This is a genomic window from Streptomyces sp. NPDC001920 (assembly GCF_053594495.1).
The window spans coordinates 333,093-350,651 of record NZ_JBSFEP010000010.1; the positions used below are offsets into that span (position 1 = coordinate 333,093).

Below are 17,559 nucleotides of genomic sequence, written 5' to 3' on the forward strand. Positions count from 1 at the left end.
GCAACCGTGAATTCAGGAAGGAACCGAGTTGCCCAAGAAGTTCGCGGTCATCACGGCCCTCGCCCTCAGCACCGTCGTCGGCTCCGCCGGTATCGCCTCCGCCGGTGGTTACAACGGCACCAACGGCAACCACACCACCGTCAAGGGTGGCAGCGGTTTCTCGTCGGCGCCGGTCGTCGTGAACGAGCCCCAGCAGGGCGTACTGGTCCTCAACGGCAGCCTGGTCGATGCTCGCTGCCTCGCCCCGTGGTCCAACGGTGCCGTCCTCGGTGGCGTCCCCGCGCCGAACTCGCACTACGCCGCCTGCAACACGGCCACGGTCAACCAGCAGCAGAACGCCCCGTACGCCGGCGGCCTGCTGTTCTGACGCCTGCTCGCAGCGGTTACCAGCAGGTTATTCCCCCAACGCAGCCCGGAAAGGCGCAACTCATGCTGAAGAAGGTTACGGCCATTTCCGCCCTGGCGGCCGGCATCGCCCTCGCGGCCGGCGGCACCGCCGCCGCGGACAACAACACGACGACCGTCAAGGGCGGCAGCGGTTTCTCGCAGTCCCCGGTCGTCGTGAACGCTCCCCAGCAGGGGCTCCTCGTGGCCAACGGCACGGTCGTCGACCTGCGCTGCGCCGCCCCGTGGTCGAACGGTGCCGTCCTTGCCGGTGTCGTCGCGCCGAACTCGCACTACGCCGCGTGCAACACGGCCACGATCAACCAGCAGCAGAACGCCGCGTACAAGGGCGGCCTGCTGTTCTGACTCCTGCTCCGAGTGACTCGGTGCAGGTAAACCCCACACGCAGCCCGGAAAGGCTCAGCTCATGCGCAACAAGGTCACGGCCATTTCCGCCATCGCCGCGGGCATTGTCCTCGCGGCCGGCGGCACCGCCGCCGCCGACAGTGACACCACCACCGTCAAGGGCGGCAGCGGCTTCTCGTCGGCCCCGGTCGTCGTGAACGAACCGCAGCAGGGCATCGCCGTCGTCAACGGCGCGGTCCTCGACGCCCGCTGCCTGGCCCCGTGGTCCAACGGTGCCGTCCTCGGTGGCGTCGCCGCGCCGAACTCGCACTACGCCGCCTGCGACACGGCCACGGTCAACCAGCAGCAGAACGCCCCGTACATCGGCGGCCTGCTGTTCTGAGCGGTATCCCGTCGATGGCGGCCCGCCGGATATCCGGCGGGCCGCCATCGTTTTTTAGTGCCGCCGTGATCCATGACCATCCGTCGCGCCGCATGGGAAGACAGTGGGCCCCGTCCGCGTAAAGCGCGGACGGGGCCCACTGTCAGAGCGCCGGCAAGGAGGAAAGAGCGCCCACTCACATGGTCCAACGGCCGTGCTCCGCCCATGGTCACCCCGAACCATTCGTTCGGCCCAACGGGCGAAGACAATATGGCGAACGGCAACAAGGTCATCGGCCGAGCCGTAAACCGGCCGCCCCGCACGCCGAAGGGCCGGCCCCGCTCGATGCGGAGCCGGCCCGGAACGTCGAGCCGATGGGCGACGAAGTCGAAGAACGAATCGCCTGCCTGATCGCCTACTTGCTGATCGGCAGTCCACCGAGCAGCTGGCCGTCGACGGGGTTCGGCAGGGTGCCGCCGAAGACGGGGGTCTTCACCACGCTCGACCGCTTCACGCCCTGCTTCACACCGTCCGCCGTGCGCTTGACGTTGCTGCCCACGTAGCCCGTCGGCAGCTTGGCGGCCGAGGGGAGGCTGCGGGCCACCGTCTTCCCGTTGTCGACCAGGCCCTGCGCCGGCATGTCCACCGCGGCGGCGGGACCTGCGACACCGGCAACGGCGAGGGAGCCCGCGACGACGGCGGCAGCCTTCAGCTTCTTCATCATGTTCCCTTTCCTGGAAACTCGTCTTCCGTAACTCGCATACGTGCCAGGGGATTTGACTCCGCAGGACGGGCGAGTGAGTCGGTCTCGGTTCTCCTGGGCTAACGACACGGGCCCTCTGTGGAAACTCTGCCGCCGCCAAGTTCCAGGAACTCATACGAAAAGACCCGTCGGCGGAAGCGGTAGCCCGACTCCGAACGGGTGATCCATGCGAGAAACCCCTCGCAAAGCGCCGCCATTCCTACCCGACTGACGGGTTGGCAGATAAATATAAAAACGTGGCAGGTGCCGCTCACCCCCCGAATCCAGGACGCCGGTTGCAGCACAGACCCTCTCGAACAGACGCGGGATCTTACGTCGGGAACGCGAGCCACACATCGTGTCGCTGGTTCGGACTCTTTTCCTCGGAAGGGCAGCCTCGGTCATGCGCATCACCGCGCCGCACATCCTGCATGTCGCCCAGCCCGTCGAGGGCGGAGTCGCACGGGTCGTGACCGACCTGGCGGCGGCACAGCTCGCCGCGGGTCTGCGGGTGACGGTGGCCTGTCCCGAGGGCGGTGCGCTGGCGGGCGCGCTGCGTGCGCTCGGCTGCACGGTGCTCCGCTGGGACGCCACCCGCAGCCCTGGGCCCCGACTCCCCCGTGAGGTAGGCCGGTTGGGGCGGCTGGTACGCGAGGTGCGGCCGGACCTGGTGCACGCGCACAGCGCGAAGGCGGGGCTCGCGGCCCGGCTCGCGGTGCGCGGCGGACTGCCGACGGTGTTCCAGCCGCACGCCTGGTCGTTCGAGGCCGCCGAGGGCCCTCTCGCGCGGCTGGCGTTGGGCTGGGAGCGGTTCGGGGCGCGGTGGGCGGCGCGCGTGGTCTGCGTGAGCGAGGCCGAGCGGCGTACCGGGGAGCGATACGGGATCGCCGCCGCCTGGCGGGTGGTGCCCAACGGTGTGGACACCGGCAGGTTCCGGCCGGACGGGAGCGGTGTGCGCTCCGGGGCAGGGCCGCTCGTGGTGTGCGTGGGCCGGCTGTGCCGTCAGAAGGGACAGGACGTGCTCCTCGCGGCCTGGCCGGAGGTGGTGCGGCGGGTGCCCGGCGCGCGCCTGGTGCTGGTCGGCGACGGTCCCGACGGGGAGCGGCTGCGCAGCGGTGCGCCCGCGTCGGTGGAGTTCGCCGGTGCCACCTCCGACACCGCCCCCTGGTACCGGGCCGCCGACGTCGTGGTGCTGCCGTCCCGCTGGGAGGGCATGGCGCTCGCTCCGCTGGAGGCCATGGCGTGTGCCCGGCCGGTCGTCGTCACGGACGTGGACGGGGCGCGCGAGAGCCTTCCCCCCGGTCACGCGCCGTCCTGCCTGGTGCCGCCGGAGGACCCCGCCGCGCTGGCCGGTGCGCTCACGGCACTGCTGCGGGACGAGCCGCTGCGCACGTCGCTGGGCGCCCGGGGCCGCGCGCACATGCTCGACGCCCACGACCTGCGGCACGTCACGGACGCAGTGACCGACCTGTACCGCGAACTGCTCGGCGTCGCCGCCGCGCCGGTCGTCGGACTTAGCGAGGGCAGGAAGTGCATCACCACATGACAGCGGAAAGCACCGTTGCCTCGCCCGCGGGGCAGCACGGGGTGCCCGAAGGTGCCGTCTTTGTTCTCGGCCCGCGCGGCCACCTGGCCGGACGGAGGGACCCCGCCGCGCGGGGACCTCGCCGTCCGCGGCGGGCGTCCGGGGCATTGCTGTGGGCCGTCGACGGCGGCGCCGCCCTGTCGGCCGCCCTCGTCGTGCCCGCGCCGCACCGGTCCGCGCTGGTCCTCGTCCTGCTGGCCCTCGGTGTGATCGCCCTGAACCGGCGCGCCTCGCTGTACGACACCCGCGTCGTCCCCGGCGCGCTCGACGAACTGCCCGCCGTGTGCGGCCGGGTCGCCGTCGGCTGGGCGTTCGCCGTGACGCTCTCCCCGCTGCGGGCGCTGCCGATGGCGGTGCTGGCCGCCGCGGTCGCCGTGCACTGCGCGGTGGCCGGCGCGGGGCGCGCGGTGGTGCACGGGCACCGCCGCCGGGCTCTGCGGCGCCGGCCCTCGCCCGCCCTGGTCGTCGGCCCGGTCGCCACGGCCCGGCGGGTCGCGGGGGCGCTGCTGCGTCAACCGGACTGCGGAGTACGGCCGGTGGGACTTCTCGCCGACGGCCCGGAGGCGCTCGGCGACGCCGGCGACGAGCCCGGCCTGCCGGTGCTGGCCACGGAGCTCCAGGCCCGCCGGGCGGTCATCCAGAACGGTGTCGGGACGGTGCTCGTCGTCGGGGCCGCCACCCGGGTGGAGAAGGCCGACGTGCTGCGGGGACTCGCCGCCCACGGGTGCGCGGTGTGGGAGCTGGACGCGGACGTACCGGCGTACGGTCTCGGCGGGTCGCCGGGCCGGGGGACGCAACTGGCCGGGTTCTCGCGCAGGTTGCTGGTTGCGTGCGACGGGCGGCGGGGCGGGGCGGGCAAGCGGGCGCTCGACGTGGTGCTCTCGGGAGCGCTGCTGGTGCTGGCCGGCCCGGTGCTCGCGGTGTGCGCGCTGCTGCTGCGGGTCACGGACGGGCCGGGGGTGGTGTTCCGGCAGGAGCGGATCGGCAAGGACGGACGGCCGTTCACGATGCTGAAGCTGCGCACCCACCGGCCCGCCAGCGCGCACGAGGCGGCGACCCGTTGGAGCGTGGCGAACGAGCAGGACATGAGCCGCTTCTGTCATTTCCTGCGCCGCACCTCGCTGGACGAGCTGCTGCAGCTGTGGAACGTCTTCCGCGGCGACATGAGCCTGGTCGGGCCCCGGCCCGAACGTCCCTACTTCGTGGCCCGGTTCAGCCAGGCCTACCCGGGCTATCCGGACCGGCACCGGATGCGGACCGGGATCACCGGACTCGCCCAGATCCACGGGCTGCGCGGTGACACATCGATCGAGGACCGGTGCCGCTACGACAACACCTACATCGACACCTGGTCGCTGTGGCAGGACGTCTGCATCCTGCTGCGCACGGTGGCCCAGGTCGTACGGCCGACGGGGAGCTGAGCGCCGGTGAGCACTCCTTCGGCGGCCTCCTTCCCGCGCGTGCCGCTGCCGTGGGCGCCGCACCGGGTCCGGCCCGTGCTGTCCGTCCTGCCCGTCGTCGCGGTCGTCGTCCTGCTGGGGCTGCCGGTGACACCGGACGGCGCCGGCACACCGGCCGACGCGGCCTCGGGGCTGGTCGTGCTGTGCGCGCTGGTCCAGGCGGTACGGCGGGCCGGGCGGCCGCTGACGCGGACGGCGGCGATCGTGCTGGGGCTGCCCGTGGTGGGCATCACGGTCGCCGCGGCGGGCGCGGCGACCGCCGCTGACGCGGTCACGGGGCTCGCCCGCTACCTGCAGGCGTTCGTGCTCGTGCCGATCGCGGTGCTGCTGCTGGTGCGTGACCGGCGGGGTGCCCGGCTGGTGCTGTGGTCGGTGGTCGGCCTCGCGCTGTGGCAGGGGGCGATCGGCGTACGCCAGTACCTCACCGGGACCGGGGCCTCGTACCAGGGAGCGGACATCCGGGCGGTGGGCACGTTCGGGCCGTCGTACGTGATGGGGATGGCGACCGTCGTCGCGTTCGGGGTGGTGGCCGCGACCGGTCTCGCACTCGGGGCGCGGGAGCGGCGCCCGCGGCTCGTGGCGGCCGGGTGCGCGCTGGCGCTGCTCGTGCCGCTCGCCCTGTCCTTCAGCCGGGGCGCCTGGATCGCGACGGCGGTGGCCTGCGGGGCGCAGCTGCTGCTGGCCGGGGTGCGGCAGGCGGTGAAGGTGTTCGCGGCCGCGGTCGCCGCCTCGGTGGTGCTGGTCGGAGGGTTCGGGCTGGGCGCCGCGGCGCTGGAGGAGCGGCTGACCAGCATCACGCAGGTCACCGACGCGCCCGACCAGTCCGTCGTCGACCGGTACACGATGTGGGCGGCGGCGGGCGAGATCTGGCGCGCACACCCGGTGACGGGCGTGGGGCTGAAGGGATTCCCGGCGCACCGCGACGGCCATGCCTCGCTCGCGCTGTCGTCGGCCAGTGACACGGAAGGGGCGGGGCAGGCCTTCCGGCGCCAGCCGCTGCTGTCCCCGCACAACATGTATCTGCTGCTCCTGAGCGAGCAGGGGATGCTGGGGCTGCTCACGGTGGCGGGCAGCTGGGTGGCCGTGCTGGTGTGCGCGCTGCGCCGGCTGCGGTGGAGCGGACGCGCCGCGTGGGACTGCGCCCTGCCGGTGTGCGGCCTGCTGCTGTGGCAGCTCGTCAACTTCCTGTACGCCGACATCGGCGGCCCCGCGACCGTCCTGACGGCCGTCTGCCTCGGTCTCACCGCCTGGTGGGCACTGCCTCCCGCCGACACCGCGGCCCCGTCCACGAAGCCGGTCCCGCGATGAGCACCCGCCCGACGGCGGCCGGGGGCACCCGCGGCCGGGCGGCCGGCCTGGCGGACGGGCTCCCGCCGGGCGACCGGGACGCTCCGGTGCCCGGCACGCGTCCCCTGCGCGACAAGGCCCGGCGTTCGTCGGTGCCCTCAGGGCGGTTTCTCGCCAGGGCGACCCTGTTGTCGGCCGCGTTGTCCATGGCGGGGGCGGTGCTCGGGCTCGGCCGGGATCAGGTGCTGGCGCGTCTGTTCGGCGCCGGGGCGGAGACCGACGCGTTCCTGGTGGCCTGGACGGTGCCCGAGATGGCGTCGACGCTGCTGATCGAGGACGGCATGGCGTTCGTGCTCGTGCCCGCGTTCAGCATGGCGCTCGCGCGACGGGCGGGCGGCGTCGGCGGCCCCGATCCGGTCCGGGCCCTGGTCGCCGCCTCGTTGCCGCGGCTGTCCCTCGCCCTCGCCGGTACGGCCGCCGTGCTCGTCGCCGGGGCGCCGCTGCTGGTCGCGGCCCTCGCGCCCGGCCTGCCCGACCCGTCCCTCGCGGTGTCCTGCACCCGGCTGACCGCGACCTGCGTGCTCAGTTTCGGTCTCGCCGGGTACTGCAGTGCGGCGCTGCGGGCCCACCGCGCGTACCTCGCGCCGGGTGCGATCTACATCGCCTACAACCTCGCCGTCATCGCCGCGATGCTCGTCGCCGGTGCGCGCTGGGGCGTACGGTCCGCCGCTGTCGGTGTCGCGATCGGCGGCTGCCTGATGGCCGCCGTACAGGCGCCGTCGCTGTGGCGGCGGATCGCCGGGCGGTCCGGGCCGATCGCCGAGCGGCCCGCGCACTCGCCGGAGCGGTCCGTCGCGTTCGGACTCGTCTGCGCGGTGCTGCTCTTCGCGCTGTGCCGGCAGTCGCAGGTCCTCATCGAGCGCTGGTTCGCCTCCGGGCTGCCCGCCGGGGCCATCTCGCACCTCAACTACGCCCAGAAGGTCGCCCAGTTGCCGATGTCGCTGGCGATGATGGTGTGCGTCGTGACCTTCCCGGTGGTGGCGCGGGCCGTCGCCGAGGGCGACACCCGGCGGGCCGGGGAGCGGGTCGAGCGGGACCTGGCGCTGATGGCCTGCCTCGTGCTGCTCGGGACCGCGGTGGTCATGGCCTGCGCGCCGCAGATCGTCCGGCTCCTGTTCCAGCGCGGCGCGTTCACCGCCGAGGACACCGCCGCGACCGCCGCGGTGATGCGGGTGTACGCGTTCGGGCTGCTGGGGCACACCCTGGTGGGCGCGCTCGTCCGGTCGTACTTCTCGGCCGGCCGGACCACCTGGTACCCGCTGGGCGCGATGGGCGTGGGCGCGCTCGCCACGGCCGCCCTCAGCGCCTGGGCCGTCGACCCGTGGGGCGCCCGGGGCATCGCCGGGGCCAACGCGGCCGGCATCACCCTCACGGCGCTGCTCCTGCTGCGCGGCCTGGGTCCGCGCACCGTACCGGTGCGGGTGCGCGGCGTCGTCGTCGAACTGGCCCGGCCGGTGTACGCGGCCGTGTGCGCCGGCGGAGCCGGAACGGTCTGCGCGGGGCTGTTCGCCTCGCCCGCCGCGGCCGTCGCCGCCTGCTGCACCTGCGTGACCGTCGTCTTCCTGCTGCTGGCCTGGGTTCTCGACGCGGCGGGCGCCCGGGCCCTCCTGCTTCCCGTCGCACACGTTGTCCGTCGCTCCGTCACACGAAAGCCTCGCCATGGTCGCTGACATCTCCGCCGCGCCGCGCGCGGACGAACCCACTCCCGCACCAGCCGTCCGGGGGCGCCCGAAGCGGCGTCCCGCGGCCTGGGTGGCCATGTACCACTCCGTCTCGGACTGCCCGGACGACCCGTACGACGTCACCGTCACCCCCGCCCGTCTGGAGCGGCAGCTCGCCTGGCTGGCCGGTCGCGGCCTGCGCGGGGTGAGCGTCCGCGAACTGCTCGCGGCGCGCGCCCGGGGTGCGGAGCGCGGCCTGGTGGGGCTCACCTTCGACGACGGCTACGACGACTTCGTCACCGAGGCGGTGCCGCTGCTGCGCCGCCGGGGTTTCACGGCCACCGTGTTCGTGCTGCCCGGACTGCTGGGCGGCGCGAACACCTGGGAGCCGGGCGGCCCGCGCAAGCCGCTGCTGGACGCGGACGGCGTCCGCAGGGCCGCCGCCGCGGGCATGGAGGTCGCCTCGCACGGGCTGACCCACCTGGACCTGACCGGCGTACCGGACGATGTGCTGCGCGCCGAGGTCGCCGACAGCCGGGCCCGGCTCGCCGCGCTCGTGGGCGGCGATGTCGAGGGCTTCTGCTACCCGTACGGCTATCTGGACGAGCGGGCCACGGCCGCGGTGCGCCGGGCCGGTTACCGCTACGGCTGCGCGATCGCCCCCGGCCCGGCCGGCTCCGGCGACTTCGCGCTGCCCCGCATCCACGTCGGGCAGGCGGACCACCCGGTGCGGCTGGAGCTGAAGCGACGGCTGGCCCGTGTCCACCGGCGCACCCTGGGGGCCGTGTGAGGGCCCTGCACGTCATCACCGGCCTGGGCGTCGGCGGGGCGGAACAGCAGCTGCGGCTGCTGCTGCGTCACCTGAGCGCCGAGTGCGAGGTGGTGGCGTTGACCAACCCGGGTCCGGTCGCCGCGGGCCTGGCCGCCGACGGGGTCCGCGTCACCCACCTCGGGATGGGCGGCAACCGTGACATCGGGGCGCTGCCCCGCCTCACCCGGCTGATCCGCGCCGGCGGCTACGACCTGGTGCACACCCACCTGTACCGGGCCTGCCTGTACGGACGCATCGCGGCGCGGCTCGCGGGAGTGCGGACGGTGGTGGCCACCGAGCACTCGATCGGCGACACCCGGCTGGAGGGCCGCCCGCTGAACCCGGGTGTGCGCGCGCTGTACCTGGCCGGCGAGCGCCTCGGTGACGCCACGGTCGCCGTGTCGCCGACGGTCGCCGAGCGGCTGCGGCGCTGGGGCGTGCCCGGCCCCCGAATCCACGTCATCCCCAACGGCATCGACGCGCCCCGGTTCCGTTTCGACGAGGTGCGCCGCGAGCGGGCACGGGCGTTCCACGGGCTGCCGCAGGACGCGTACGTCGTCGGGGGGGTGGGGCGCCTCGCCGCGGGCAAGCGCTTCGACCTGCTCGTGCAGGCACTGGCCCTGCTGCCCGGTGACGTATGGCTGATCCTGGTCGGCGGCGGGCCCGAGGAGGAGGCGCTGCGGCGCCTCGCCCGCGGGCTGGGGGTCGCGGACCGGGTGGTACTGACGGGCGAGCGGCCCTGCCTGCCCGAGCCCGGTGGCACCGCACCCGACCTGGTCGCGCTGTTGTCCGCGATGGACGTGCTCGCCTCGCCGTCCGCGGAGGAGTCCTTCGGGCTGGCCGTGGTGGAGGCGCTGGCGGCCGGGCTCCCCGTGCTGTACGCGAGCTGTCCCGCCGTCGAGGACCTGCCGCCGGAGGCCGCCCCCGGTGCCCGGCGGGTGACGGGCGGTGCCGGGGCGTACGCGCGGCAGGTGCTGCGGCTGCGGGCGGCAGGGCCCGGCGAGCGGTCCGCCCCGCCGGCCGTTAACCGCTACGACATCGCGTCCACCGCACGGCAGCTGATGGATCTGTACACGGCCGCTGTGGCCGGCTCGACCCCGGAAGTGAGTTCCTCATGACAGACAACCCCGATCGGCGTGCCCCGCGGTTCGACGGGACGCGCACCCGCCTGAGCCGGATGCCCGCGTGGGGGTGGCTGCCGGCCGGCGCGCTGCTCGGTGCGGTGGCCGGTGGCGCCTACGGGCAGCTGGCGCCGCCGCAGTACACGGCGACGAGTTCCGTGGTGGCCGTGCCCAACGGCGCGACGGAGGCCGACTGCACCGACGCGCTCGGCTTCGCGCAGGCGTACGGCCGGGTCGCCACGCAGCTCGCGGTGCTCGGGGACGCGCAGGTGTGGGCGGGTGTGCCGGTGTCGACGCTGCGCGAGAGCGTGGAGACCGCGACCTCGCCGGACGCGCCGATGGTCGCGGTCTCGGCGACCTCGTCGCGGCCCGGTCAGGCGGTCGACATCGCCGACGCCGTGTCCCGGGCGCTGATCACGCACGCGGACCACACCAAGGAGCGGACCGGCATCCGGCTGGAGCGGCTCGCCCGTGCCATGAAGCCCACCGAGCCGTCGTCGGCGTCACCGGCGCTGACCACGCTCGTGGGCGGGAGCGCCGGCGTCCTGCTCGGCGGCCTGGCGCTGCTGGCCCGGCCGCGGCGGGCGACGGACGACGACGACCGGAGCCGGGCGTCGGTGCCCGGCCCGGCAGGCGCCGCCGACGTCCACGGGACGCTGGGATGACCGCGCCCGCACGTGCCGTCCCGTCCCCCCGCTCGCTGTCGCCGGCCCGCAGGCTGTCGGTGGAGGTGTGCACCGACGAGCGTGCCTTCGCGGAGCTGGCGGGGCAGTGGGAGCGCCTGTACCGGGCGTGCCTGTCGGCGACGCCGTTCCAGAGCCACGCCTGGCTGCACTCATGGTGGCTGTCGTACGGCAGCCCGGGCAGGCTGCGGCTCGTCCTGGTGCGCGACCGGGGCGAGTTGGTGGCGGCGGCGCCGCTGATGCGGGTGCACCGGCCGCTGCCGGCGCTGGTGCCGATCGGCGGTGCCATCACCGACCTGTGCGATGTGCTCATCGACGAGGCGGTGGCCGCGCCGGGTGCCGGAGCACTCGCGGACGGACTGGGCGGCCTGGCCCGCACGGCGCTGATCGACTTCGGTGAGGTACGGCCGGGCGGCGCGATGGAGCGGGTCTACCTGTGCTGGCGTGGTCCGCGGCACCGGATGCGCGACTCCGTGTGCCTGGAGCTGCCGGCCGTCTCCATGGAGGAGCTGGTCGGACGGTTGCCGACGGGGCGGGCCCGGCGGATCCGCAGCAAGGTGAACCAGCTCGCCCGGCTCGGCATGGAGTGGCGTGTCGTGGGCGCCGACGAGACCGAGGCCGCGCTGACCCGGCTTGTGGAACTGCACCGGCTGCAGTGGGAGGGCAGGCAGGTGTCGCCGGAGCATCTGCGGCCGCGGTTCCTGGAGCATCTGGTCCGGGCCGCGGTCCCCCTGGCCCGGGCCGGTGAGGCCGCCACGACGGAGTTCCGGCTCGACGGCGAGGTGGTGGCGGTCGACATCACGCTGCTGTCGGGCCGGTTGGCGGGCATGTACATGTACGGTTTCCACCCGCGGTTGCGCGAGCTCAAGGTGGATGTGGCGACGATGCTGCTGAACGCGTCCGCCGGGCATCTCGCGCCCGGCGAACGGCAGTCGCTGAGCCTGCTGCGCGGCGACGAGCCGTACAAGTACCGCTGGCGCCCCGAGCCGGTCGTCAACCAGCGCTTCCTGCTGGCGCGGCGCCGCACCGCACCGCTGCTGGCGGCGGCCGCGGGCGAGGCGGCGGCCCGGCGCCGGGCCAAGCGGATCCTGCGCGGCGCCCCCGCGACCGCCGCACGCAGTTAGGTCGTGTCCGCTCCCTCCAGACAGACGGTGAGCTCGCCGCCGGTCTGGCGCTCCAGCCAGTCCTCCAGGTCCAGCGGGGTGCAGTGGGGCAGCTCGGAGGGCCGGGCCGTAGGCGTGTGCCCGGTGTGGTCCGCCGGATCCTGCGCCGGTTCGGTCGTCACCGGCGTCGGTTCCGGTCTGCCGGGAGGCGTGGGCCCGGCCGGGGCGGGGACCGTCGGTCCCGGTTCCGGCCGCGGCCGCCGCGGGACGGAGAGCAGGGCGCGGTACAGGGCGGAGGCGCGGGGGTTGTCGGAGCACAGCCACACGCCGTGCGGGCAGTAGTCGGTGATGGTGTTGTACAGCGGCTTGTGCTCGTCCATCCAGGCGAGCATCCGCAGCATGTACGTGATGTTGTCGCCGTTGCGGAACAGCCCCCATTCCGGGTACGAGATCGGCTTGCCGTGCATGCGCGCGAAGTCGACGTGGTGCTGGAGGCCGTAGGGCTCGGACACCTGCTGGTCGAAGCCGAGTCCGTACGGCTGGTCGTAGGCGTCCATGCCGATGATGTCGACGAACTCGTCGCCGGGGTAGCACTCCGGCCAGGGGATCGCGTCCATGCCCCGGTTCGGGGCGAAGTCGAACCTGAACCTCTGGCCGGGGACCGAGCGCATCACGGTGACGATGCGCTTCCAGTACCGCTTCCAGCTCTCCGGGTCGGGGCCGCAGCGGTGGGTGTAGGTGATGCCGTTCATCTCCCAGCCGAGCACGATGACGGTGTCCGGCACACCGAGGTCGACCAGACGTTCGGCCAGTACCTCGAAGTGGTCGTCGAAGGCGCCGGCCGCGGCGCGCCGCAGCAGCCGTCTGACCTCGTCGTCCGGGACGTTCTCCTCGTTGCGTTCCATCATCGGGACGTTGAGCACGAGCATCCGGTCGGACTTCTCCCGCCGCCACTCGGCCCAGCTGTCGAGGAAGCCGTGCCCGCCCTCGATGTTGTGCCACAGGTCCCCCGGCAGGTAGGTGTGGCCCACCCGCACCTCGTGGCCGCCCAGCCAGCGGCTGAGTTCCTTCATGCGTTGCAGGCCGGCCGGCCCGTAGTGGAGGTACGCGCCGAAGGCGGGGTCGGGGCGCGGTGCCGGCCGGGCCCCGTCCCGTGGCACGGTCTCGGTCCGCGTCACGGGGGCGTGGCCGCGGGGGTCGGGACGGGACGCGGTGCCGGCCCCGAAGGCGGTGCCCGGAGCGAGCGTCGCCGACAGGACGACTCCCGCGGTGATGAACGCCAGGCCCCTGGGGGCGGACCGGCGATGGTCAGGGGCCATGCGTCCTCCTCGGTGCGGCTCCTCTCCCTTCAGTGATACGTAGTCACATCGGCGGCCACCGCACCAATGGAGCGCGCCCGAACGGACGCTCACCTGCCGTACAGCGCCTCGATCGCGTCCGCGTACGCCGTGGTCACCGCGTGCCGCTTGACCTTCAGGGAGGGGGTGAGCATGCCGTTGTCCTCGGTGAACTCGCCCTCGACGAGCGTGAAGGCGCGGATGGACTCGGCCCGGGAGACGGCCTCGTTGGCGTAGTCGACGGCGCGTTGGACGTCCTCGCGCATCCGGGGGTCCTCGATGACCTCGGACATCGGGGTGTCGGCCGGCATCCCGCGGACGGCGAGCCAGTGCGCCACCGCCTCGGGGTCGAGGGTGATCAGGGCGCCGACGAAGGGCCGGTTGTCGCCGACGACGAGGCACTGGCCGACGGGCGGGCGGCTGCGCAGCCGGTCCTCCAGGACGGCCGGGGAGACGTTCTTGCCGCCGGAGGTGACGAGGATGTCCTTCTTGCGGCCGTTGATGGTGAGGTAGCCGTCCGCGTCGAGCGCGCCGAGGTCGCCGGTGGCGAACCACTCGTCCCGCAGCACGGCGTCGGTGGCGGCCGGGTTGTTCCAGTAGGAGCCGAAGACGATCCCGCCCTTGATGAGCACCTCGCCGTCGTCGGCGATCCGCACGGCGGTACCGGGGACGGGCCGGCCGACCGTGCCCGGGCGGGGTTCGAGGGGCGGGACGATGGTGGCGGCGGCCGTCGTCTCCGTCAGGCCGTAGCCCTCGTAGACGAGGATGCCGGCGGCGTAGAAGAACAGGGTGAGGTTGCGGTCCAGCGGGGAGCCGCCGCTGATGGCGTAGCGCACGCGGCCGCCGATCTCCTTGCGGACCCGGCGGTAGACCAGCAGGTCGTACAGGGCCCAGACGGCGTACAGGCCCGGGCCGGGGCCCTTGCCGGTGCCGAGGAACTTGTTCAGGTGGGCTTCGCCGAAGCGTACGGCGATGCGGTCGGCGCGCTCGAAGGAGGCACCGCGGCCGATCTTCTCGGCGGTCGCGCGGCCGGTGTCGTGGATCTTCTCGAAGAGGTACGGGACGCCCACGAGGAAGGTGGGGCGGAACTCCTTCAGGGCCGGGCGGAGTTCGTCGGGCTTGATGCCGGGGCAGTGGCCGATCTCGATGCGGCCCATCAGGCAGGCGATCTGGAGGGTGCGGCCGAGGATGTGGGCGAGCGGCAGGAACAGCAGGGTGGAGGCGTCCTGGTCGGAGACCTCCTTGAAGATCGGGTGGAGCAGCTCGACCGTGTTGGCGGCCTCGGCGTGGAGGTTGCCGTGCGTGAGGACACAGCCCTTGGGCCGGCCGGTGGTGCCGGAGGTGTAGCAGACGGTCGCGATGGTCTCGGCGGTGAGGGCGGCGCGGCGCTTGGTGACCTCGTCGTCGGGGAGGTCCTGGCCGAGGGCGGTGAGTGCGGCGACGGCGCCCTGGTCCAACTCCCAGATGCGGGGCGGTTGTGCGTGGGCGGCCGTGCCCGTCGTCACCACCCGGGTGTGGTCCGCCGTCTCGGTGACGACGTGGCGGGCGCCCGAGTCGCGGACGATCCACTCCACCTGGTCGGCGGAGGAGGTGGCGTAGACGGGGACGCTCTGGCCGCCGGCGGCCCAGACGGCGAAGTCCAGGACCGTCCACTCGTAGCGGGTACGGGACATCACGGCGACGCGGCCGCCCGGTTCCAGGCCGGCGGCGATCAACCCCTTGGCCATGGCGGTGACTTCGCGGGCGAAGGCATCGGCGGTGACGGGGCGCCAGGTGGCGCCCTGTCTGCGGCGCAGGACCACGGCGTCGGGCGCCTCGGTCGCGTTGGTGTAGGGCAGGTCGGCGATGGTGCCGGTGGCCGGATGGACGGCGAGGGGTGGGGTGCGGGCCTCGCGGACCACTCCCCCGGCGTCCTTGACGACCTCGACCCTGGTGCGGTCCCTCAGGTCGGTGCGCTGTCCGGCCCGCTTCAGATCCTTGCGTACGCCCATGTCGGCTCCTGGTGCCAGGTGTACTTACTCCAGAGTAAACTTACTTGTGCGTAACAAAAGGTCAATGGGTCGGACGTGGTGAAGGTGTGTGCGTCTGTACGGTGCTGTCGACCACCCCCCATGGAGCTGTACGGCCACTCCCACCGGGTTGTACGACCTCTCCCGCGGAGCTGTACGGCGCCCCCACGGAAAGAGAAGCCCCTTGCCCTCTCCGCGTCTTCGGTCCCGCCTGGTCGCCCTCTGCGCCGCCGCGGTCGTGTGCCTCGCCGGCGCCGCACCGGCCGCCGCTCACCATCCCGCCCCGGCTCGGGCGGCCTCCGTCGCCCCCGGACTCGCCCCGCTGACCGACCTGTTCACCGAGCGACTACTGCTCGCCGACAAGGTCGCCGCCGCCAAGTACGGCACCGACAAGCCGATCGACGACCCGGTGCGCGAGCAGCAGATCCTGGCCGACGCGGGTGCGCGGGCGACGGGGCTCGGCCTCGATGCGGGCGAGGTCAGGTCGGTCTTCCGGGACCAGATCGAGGCCAACAAGCTGGTGCAGCGCGCGCTGTACGCGCGCTGGGACGCGCACCCCGGGGAGCGGCCCACCGAGCGCCCCGACCTGGTCAAGGAGGTCCGCCCGGAACTCGACCGCATCACGACCGAGCTGCTCGGCGCCCTCGTGCGCACCCAGCGGCTGCGGGCGGCACCGTCCTGCGGGCCGCTCCTGGGTGTCGCCGCCGCCCGATCGGCGTACGGCCGCGGGCTGGACGTGCCGCATGTGGCCGGGCTGGTGCGGGCACTGCCCTCGGTCTGCGCCGGCTGAACCGCGGGGCCGTGCCTCAGTCCAGCATCCTGTCCGCCCGCCCGATGGCCTCGGCGAGGCGGCGGACCTCGCCGTCCTCCGTCCTCCTCGCCAGGCCCTCGGCGTGTTCCTCCAGGTCGTCGAGGGCCGGAGCGCCGGGCAGGGAGGGCCGGCCGTCGTCACCGCGCAGGGCGTCGGCGAAATAGGCGGCGGTCGCGGCCACCTGGAACCTCGGGGAGGCGTCCCCGAGGGAGTCGTGCAGGGCGTCCGTCTCCAGGCGGCCCGATTCCTCGTGCGGGTCCCGGGTCCCGGGGTCGAGCCACCGGACGCTCGCCGTGGCGAGGTGGCCCTCGGCGCCCGGCTCGGTGCGGACGGCGTAGAGGGCGGTGACCGTGTGGCCGGGGCCGATCTCGCCGCCGTCGACCGTGTCGTCCCTGAAGTCCTCGTCGGCGACCCGGCGGTCGTCGTAGCCGATGAGGCGGAAGTCGGCGACCGTCGCCGGGTCGAAGGCGATCTGCGCCTTCGCGTCACGGGCGGTCAGGCCGACGTTGCGGGGAAGGTCCTCGCAGAAGACCTCCCGGGCGTCCTCGTCGGTGGAGACGTACGCCGTATGGCCGTCGCCCTTGTCGGCCAGGCGCTCCATCAGGGCGTCTCCGTAGTCGCTGCCGACACCGACGCCGAAGAGGGTGATGCCGTGTTCGCGGCGCTCGGAGGCGATGCGTTCGAGGATGGCGTCCGCGTCGGTGTCGCCCGTGTTGGCCAGCGCGTCGGAGACCAGGACGACGCGGTTGGTGGCGCCCTCGCGCAGCCCCTCCACGGCCGTCTCGTAGCCGGTCTCGACACCCGCGCCGAGGTTGGTGGAGTCGGTGGGCTCCAGGCTGTCGATCGCGTCGTGGATTTCGTCGCGGTTGCCGCCGAGTCCGGTCATCGGCTGGACCGTCTCGGCCTCGTCGCTGAAGGTGACGATGGCCACGGAGTCGTCGTCGCGCAGGCGGTCCGTCATGACACCGAGGGAGTCCTGGGCGAGGTCGAGCCGACCCGGTTCGGCCATGGAGCCGGAGATGTCGACGACGAAGGTGAGGGCTGCGGGCGGTCGTTCACCCTCGTCCTGCGCCGGGCGGGTGGCCAGGCCCACGCGGACCAGGGACCAGTCGTCGCGGGCGGTACGGGCGCCGTCGACCGTGACCGTGAAGCCGTTGCCGTCCGGGCGCTCGTAGTCCTGGCGGAAGCTGTTGACGAACTCCTCGGGGCGGACCGTCGACGGGTCGGGCAGCCGGCCCTCGGCGAGGGTGCGGCGTGCGTAGCCGTAGGAGGCGGTGTCGACGTCCAGGGCGAAGGTGGAGAGATGGTCCGGGTCCGGTCCGGGGGCGAAGTCGCCCGACTTGTCGCGCTGTTCGTCGGTGCCGTCGCCGTAGCCGCGATCCGGGGCCGGCGCGGGGAAGCCGCCCCCCTTGTTGCTGCCGTCCGCCGAACCGCCCCCGCCGCCGCTGTCGCTCGCGCCGCACCCGGCCAGCAGCCCGCCCGCCGCGGTGAGCGCGAGCAGCGCCGCCCGCAGCCGTCGTGTCCGGTAACGCTCCATCGTCCGTTCCCCCTTGGTCCGTTGACGTCGCCACTTGCGACTGTGACGGGGCAGGGGGCCGGAACGTGCGCCACGGGGTGTTGCGGATGCGTCTCGAAGAGGGCACGGGGGCGGCCCGTCGAGACCGGTGGGTGATCCTCCGTTGACCTAGGTCGTGTCCGCAAAGTCCCGTCGTCCGCCCGGAGGGCGGGCCGCGCGGCGTATGGTGCGTGCTCTCGGCGTGCCGGGCGGAAGCCCTCGT

The 17,559-nt window shown here is 73.7% G+C and carries 16 protein-coding genes; 12 read left to right on the top strand and 4 right to left on the bottom strand.

All coding sequences use genetic code 11. The features are described 5' to 3' along the window. Positions 1-28 precede the first annotated feature (28 nt). The 3 genes from ACWCPI_RS19530 to ACWCPI_RS19540 all read left to right on the top strand — a co-directional run bounded on the left by ACWCPI_RS19530 (position 29) and on the right by ACWCPI_RS19540 (position 1,132). Positions 29-367, top strand: coding sequence for a hypothetical protein (locus ACWCPI_RS19530; protein WP_451039286.1), 339 nt, complete (start codon positions 29-31; stop codon positions 365-367). A gap of 62 nt (positions 368-429) precedes the next feature. Continuing rightward, on the top strand, positions 430-750 hold the full coding sequence (locus tag ACWCPI_RS19535) for a hypothetical protein (protein ID WP_451039287.1): 321 nt from the start codon (positions 430-432) through the stop codon (positions 748-750). A gap of 61 nt (positions 751-811) precedes the next feature. Then, positions 812-1,132 carry a hypothetical protein gene (locus ACWCPI_RS19540; protein WP_451039288.1) on the top strand — a complete coding sequence of 107 codons (321 nt, stop codon included), beginning with the start codon at positions 812-814 and terminating at the stop codon, positions 1,130-1,132. A 394-nt stretch (positions 1,133-1,526) separates the two neighbouring features. Here the strand turns inward: ACWCPI_RS19540 and ACWCPI_RS19545 are convergent, their stop codons facing one another. Next, a complete protein-coding gene (locus ACWCPI_RS19545) occupies positions 1,527-1,832 on the bottom strand; it encodes a hypothetical protein (protein ID WP_451039314.1) in 306 nt (101 codons plus the stop codon). A gap of 424 nt (positions 1,833-2,256) precedes the next feature. Here ACWCPI_RS19545 and ACWCPI_RS19550 point away from each other — a divergent pair, with 424 nt between their 5' ends. From ACWCPI_RS19550 to ACWCPI_RS19585, 8 genes are read left to right on the top strand one after another with little or no spacing between them, the layout of a single operon-like run. Next, entirely contained in the window at positions 2,257-3,399 is a 1,143-nt protein-coding gene (locus ACWCPI_RS19550) for a glycosyltransferase (protein ID WP_451039289.1), read from the top strand. Continuing rightward, positions 3,396-4,859 (top strand): exopolysaccharide biosynthesis polyprenyl glycosylphosphotransferase, encoded by a 1,464-nt coding sequence (locus ACWCPI_RS19555; protein ID WP_451039290.1) that lies wholly within the window; start codon positions 3,396-3,398, stop codon positions 4,857-4,859. Before ACWCPI_RS19550 ends, ACWCPI_RS19555 begins: the two co-directional genes overlap by 4 nt. Before the next feature lie 6 nt (positions 4,860-4,865). Further along, positions 4,866-6,206, top strand: coding sequence for an O-antigen ligase family protein (locus tag ACWCPI_RS19560; protein ID WP_451039291.1), 1,341 nt, complete (start codon positions 4,866-4,868; stop codon positions 6,204-6,206). Continuing rightward, positions 6,203-7,915: a murein biosynthesis integral membrane protein MurJ gene (gene murJ, locus ACWCPI_RS19565; protein WP_451039292.1), complete on the top strand. Its 1,713-nt coding sequence runs from the start codon at positions 6,203-6,205 to the stop codon at positions 7,913-7,915. Before ACWCPI_RS19560 ends, murJ begins: the two co-directional genes overlap by 4 nt. Further along, the gene (locus tag ACWCPI_RS19570; protein WP_451039293.1) at positions 7,905-8,696 is read left to right on the top strand and encodes a polysaccharide deacetylase family protein; all 792 of its coding nucleotides are present in this window, start codon (positions 7,905-7,907) and stop codon (positions 8,694-8,696) included. The genes murJ and ACWCPI_RS19570 overlap by 11 nt, the downstream gene beginning before the upstream one ends. Beyond that, positions 8,693-9,835: a glycosyltransferase gene (locus tag ACWCPI_RS19575; protein WP_451039294.1), complete on the top strand. Its 1,143-nt coding sequence runs from the start codon at positions 8,693-8,695 to the stop codon at positions 9,833-9,835. Before ACWCPI_RS19570 ends, ACWCPI_RS19575 begins: the two co-directional genes overlap by 4 nt. Continuing rightward, entirely contained in the window at positions 9,832-10,503 is a 672-nt protein-coding gene (locus tag ACWCPI_RS19580) for a lipopolysaccharide biosynthesis protein (RefSeq protein WP_451039295.1), read from the top strand. Before ACWCPI_RS19575 ends, ACWCPI_RS19580 begins: the two co-directional genes overlap by 4 nt. Beyond that, complete coding sequence (locus ACWCPI_RS19585) at positions 10,500-11,645, top strand: GNAT family N-acetyltransferase (RefSeq protein ID WP_451039296.1); 1,146 nt, start codon at positions 10,500-10,502, stop codon at positions 11,643-11,645. Before ACWCPI_RS19580 ends, ACWCPI_RS19585 begins: the two co-directional genes overlap by 4 nt. On the opposite strand, the gene ACWCPI_RS19590 is transcribed toward ACWCPI_RS19585, so the two are convergent. Both ACWCPI_RS19590 and ACWCPI_RS19595 read right to left on the bottom strand, forming a co-directional pair. Beyond that, positions 11,642-12,943 (bottom strand): glycoside hydrolase family 26 protein, encoded by a 1,302-nt coding sequence (locus tag ACWCPI_RS19590; protein WP_451039297.1) that lies wholly within the window; start codon positions 12,941-12,943, stop codon positions 11,642-11,644. The genes ACWCPI_RS19585 and ACWCPI_RS19590 overlap by 4 nt on opposite strands. 89 nt (positions 12,944-13,032) lie before the next feature. Beyond that, entirely contained in the window at positions 13,033-14,952 is a 1,920-nt protein-coding gene (locus ACWCPI_RS19595; protein WP_451039298.1) for an AMP-dependent synthetase/ligase, read from the bottom strand. 202 nt (positions 14,953-15,154) lie between these two features. On the opposite strand from ACWCPI_RS19595, the gene ACWCPI_RS19600 reads away from it, so the two are divergent. After that, positions 15,155-15,760: a chorismate mutase gene (locus ACWCPI_RS19600; protein ID WP_451039299.1), complete on the top strand. Its 606-nt coding sequence runs from the start codon at positions 15,155-15,157 to the stop codon at positions 15,758-15,760. 16 nt (positions 15,761-15,776) lie between these two features. Here the strand turns inward: ACWCPI_RS19600 and ACWCPI_RS19605 are convergent, their stop codons facing one another. Further along, on the bottom strand, positions 15,777-17,318 hold the full coding sequence (locus tag ACWCPI_RS19605) for a YfbK domain-containing protein (protein WP_451039300.1): 1,542 nt from the start codon (positions 17,316-17,318) through the stop codon (positions 15,777-15,779). Positions 17,319-17,559 lie beyond the last annotated feature (241 nt).